Genomic DNA, 3,531 nt, shown 5'->3' on the forward strand with positions numbered 1-3,531 from the left:
TTTTTTAGGATTGCATGCATACACGCCCGAACTCCAAACTGGATTTGCTTCAATTAAAGCCCAACCTTTGTTAGGAATGTAGCCAACATCAATGACGACAGCTTTTGGTAAATTGTGTTCATGTTGCTTTTTTTACTTATAAACCAATTTCTTTGACTATATCTACACGTTCGTTATTACATGAAAGTATGTTTTCTGTTGAGTTAAAATCTCCAAAGTCTGTAATTGTTTGTAACCAGTTGTTTTTTAATTGTGTTAATGTATTTTTTGCTTGAAGCGTGATTTTTTTCCTGAGAATAAAATCTACAATTTTAGGAACATGTATTAATAATTTTTCCTTCGAATATACTTCAATGTTTTGTGTGATGAGCAATTCATTTTGCACCAAATAGAACGCGATTATTTTCCAAATATCTGCATCAATTGTGTTTTTTTGGTTGAAGCTTTCTATTTCAGAAAAATCAATTGTTTTTAATACGTCTAATTTTAATTGAAACGGATGAATTCCACGTATAATCGGTCTAATTTTCGTTCGCAAATGCGTTCGTGTCAACATTGTTAAAATTGTTCTGACAGCTTTGTAAATTGCCAAGGTTTTGTTTCGTTTGATAGTTCTTGTGACAGGAATTTCAAACAGTTGGTCATGATGTTTATGCGTGTGATAGAAAGCGTTGTTGAGCGAATCTATCCAAGATTTTGTATAAATCGTATCTATTAAAATTCCATCTTCAATTACTACAAAAATTGCATTCCAATTCAATTGAAAATTAAGTTTTAATTGTTTTAATTTCCGTTTGCGTTCTTCTTGCGTAGCTGGCATTTCTGCTTTTGGCAATACAATAATCACGTCAATATCTGTGGAACTTTTAGAACCATATTGAAAGTATTGATACGGGAAATTGTCAATTTTTGTTAGACTTGGTTTCATGATTTTATATTGCTTTTAACCATCGTTATAAATAGCTTTATATGCTTTTGCAAAGCTTCTGAGTTTTGTTCTTTTCGCAATAGATAGTTTTCCAATTCGGGAAATAATTCTATGATTGCTTCTTTTGTATAGACTTCTTTATTGTTTAGCAAAGCTAGTGTCATTCCCAATTGAAACGCCATCGTTTTATAGACTTCTATGACTGAACCGTGTTTGCCAAAATCTGTGTGTTTTTTGAGTTCAATTTGAGCTAAAAAATCAAGTTGTGTATTAACATTTTCACGAATTGCTGCTTTTGCTTGTGCACGCAAATCTGTTCGTGTAAAATTTCCAACTAATGTACGCGCACAACGTACAATTCGCGATTCCAAGTTTCTAGAAACCAATTTTTTTATATGATTTTTATACACTTGATCGTGCAAACCGTAGGTTGTAAATAACGCGTTATTGAGTTCGTCGGCGCTGCCTTTAAAGTTTTCTACGATAACTCCGTTCCGTACAATTGCCAAATTTGCATTTATAGGTTTTGACGTGTTGAAAACCGTTTGTTCTGCATACATTTTTACAGCTTCATGATTCCTTTTAGTATCATCCAGACTGTCAACAAAAAAACATACATCGAAATCTTCCGAACTTTTTGAGCCAAATATTTGATATGTAGGTTTCATGATTTTTTGATTAAAAATTTCCGTAGAAGACTTGTAAGCAAGGGATTTGTAGTTTTTGTCTCCACAAATCGACCACTTGGTTTCTGTCGTCTAATACAAATTCGATGTAATAGTTGTTTTCAATATTTTCTGTAAATAGTTCTTCTTTTATGATAGCATCTTTTCGGTTGTCTTTTACTTTTCGCATCCACAACGCGTCATATTCCACTTCGTACTTTTCTAACCAACGTTCTGTTTCTGGTTGATGTGCAGCACTTCTGCCAGATAGTAACAAGATTTTAAAACCTAAGTTTTTATAGTTTTTGACTAAATTGACAATTGGAATGTTCGGCAAATCATGTTCACATTTGTTGCCTTCAAACGGACTTCTGTTATTGATTAAGGACAACGTACCATCTAAATCGCAAATGATTGCTTTCGGCAATGAAGCATCTTGTTCCCTGATTTCATTTTTCAATCTTTTTTCTCCGTGCAATTGCTTATGCATTTTTAGAATGACTTCTCTTCCCACAGGATTTTCTCGTTTTACATCTCTTGCGATAGCTTCATCGACATCAATTTCCATAATTTTTTCTTCTACTTTTACTTGATGTCCAGTTTCTGCTCTATAATCTGCGGCAATTTGTTGAATTCGTTCTAAGTTCGATTTATCAAGATTTGTATCATCGACAATGACATGTTTTCCATGAATCAACGCTTCTTTAATTAAAAAATCGCGTGTTCTTTTGATGAATTTTTCATTTCCTTTTGAGAAATGTCCGTTGTCTAACATGGCACGTAAACTATCACGATTGATACGTTTGTACATTCCTGGACTATCTGCAATGAGTTTCTTTGCGTATGTTGATTTCCCTGAAGCAGGAATTCCTTTGAGTATGATTATTTTTTTCATAATTATTTTCCCGAGAAAGCGGGAATCTTACTTTTAATTAAATTCATTTGAAAATGCTTTTTCGAATGTTGGACGAATGTATTTCCAAATGATTTGATCGTATTTTTTGTTGTTTTTCATTGCAAATAATACTGCTGTATATTCACAGGTTTTAAAGTATGCTGCGGTTTCGCTATCGGTTGCCATTTCTTTGTATTCCGCTTTCGCGATGTTTTCAATTTTGGTAAAATTGGCTTGTAATTCCGCTTCTACTTTTCGTACCCAAGTGTAAAATTCGTCAGGCACATTTTCAATCCATTGTATCAATGTTCCTTCTGTTTTTAAGGTTTCCCAAATCGTTAATGATGAAACTTGCGTTACAATTTTATGCAATTCAATATAATCTTCAAACTTAATCTTTACTCGAAAACCATTTTTATATTGAATGACAAATCCTTCTTGGTTTTTCCAGTTGAATGCTTTCAATTCCAATAAGGAAGTAAAATCATAACGTGTTGGTACTGGAAAACCAATATCCTGCAACGTTTCATTTTGTCCACTTTTGGTATCTATAATTGCTAATAAAACCAACTTTTCTTCTGTACCGTAATCTACAATAATTCTGTTTTCTGGATAAATAATTTCAAACATATAGGTTTTACTTTTATCTAATTTATCAAAAGTTGCTGCATATTTTTCATGCAATATTTTGGTTGCTTTAATGGCTTGTTTGCTTGTAAATGAACCTCTGGTTGCTATATATGGCGTGTTATCTAACCAATATAAAATACCTAACGAACCGTCCATTTTTTCAAATACTTCAAAAGACTCGTTTGGCAATTGATCGTATCCAATTTCTTCTACATTGAAAAATTTCTGAATTGTATTTGCTACAATGTTGTAGTTTTCATCTAAAATCAATCCTCTACATTGCAAGGTTTCTTTGGTCCAATATTGTTCGTATTGCGCTGCTTGCGTATAGTTATATATCCAAAGATTTGCCGTTGGATGCTTACAGTTATGAATGTAACCATTAGTCATTGCTTGCTTTAATTTTTCGATAT

At 32.7% G+C, this 3,531-nt stretch carries 4 protein-coding genes and 1 pseudogene; all 5 read right to left on the minus strand.

What is annotated here, in order from left to right; all coding sequences use genetic code 11:
* A pseudogene (locus AB8B65_RS13220) lies at positions 1 to 111 on the minus strand (ATP-grasp domain-containing protein); the annotation flags it as partial.
* 25 nt (positions 112 to 136) lie between these two features.
* The gene (locus tag AB8B65_RS13225; protein WP_405301568.1) at positions 137 to 928 is read right to left on the minus strand and encodes a hypothetical protein; all 792 of its coding nucleotides are present in this window, start codon (positions 926 to 928) and stop codon (positions 137 to 139) included.
* The gene (locus tag AB8B65_RS13230; RefSeq protein WP_405301569.1) at positions 925 to 1,596 is read right to left on the minus strand and encodes a hypothetical protein; all 672 of its coding nucleotides are present in this window, start codon (positions 1,594 to 1,596) and stop codon (positions 925 to 927) included. The genes AB8B65_RS13225 and AB8B65_RS13230 overlap by 4 nt, the downstream gene beginning before the upstream one ends.
* A gap of 10 nt (positions 1,597 to 1,606) precedes the next feature.
* A complete protein-coding gene (locus AB8B65_RS13235) occupies positions 1,607 to 2,488 on the minus strand; it encodes an AAA family ATPase (RefSeq protein WP_405301571.1) in 882 nt (293 codons plus the stop codon).
* A gap of 33 nt (positions 2,489 to 2,521) precedes the next feature.
* Positions 2,522 to 3,531, minus strand: a 1,010-nt coding sequence (locus AB8B65_RS13240; protein WP_405301572.1) for a T4 RnlA family RNA ligase, incomplete at its 5' end; no start/stop codon positions are given.

Source organism: Kordia sp., assembly GCF_045105435.1.
In the GTDB taxonomy this organism is placed as follows: Bacteria; Bacteroidota; Bacteroidia; order Flavobacteriales; family Flavobacteriaceae; genus Kordia.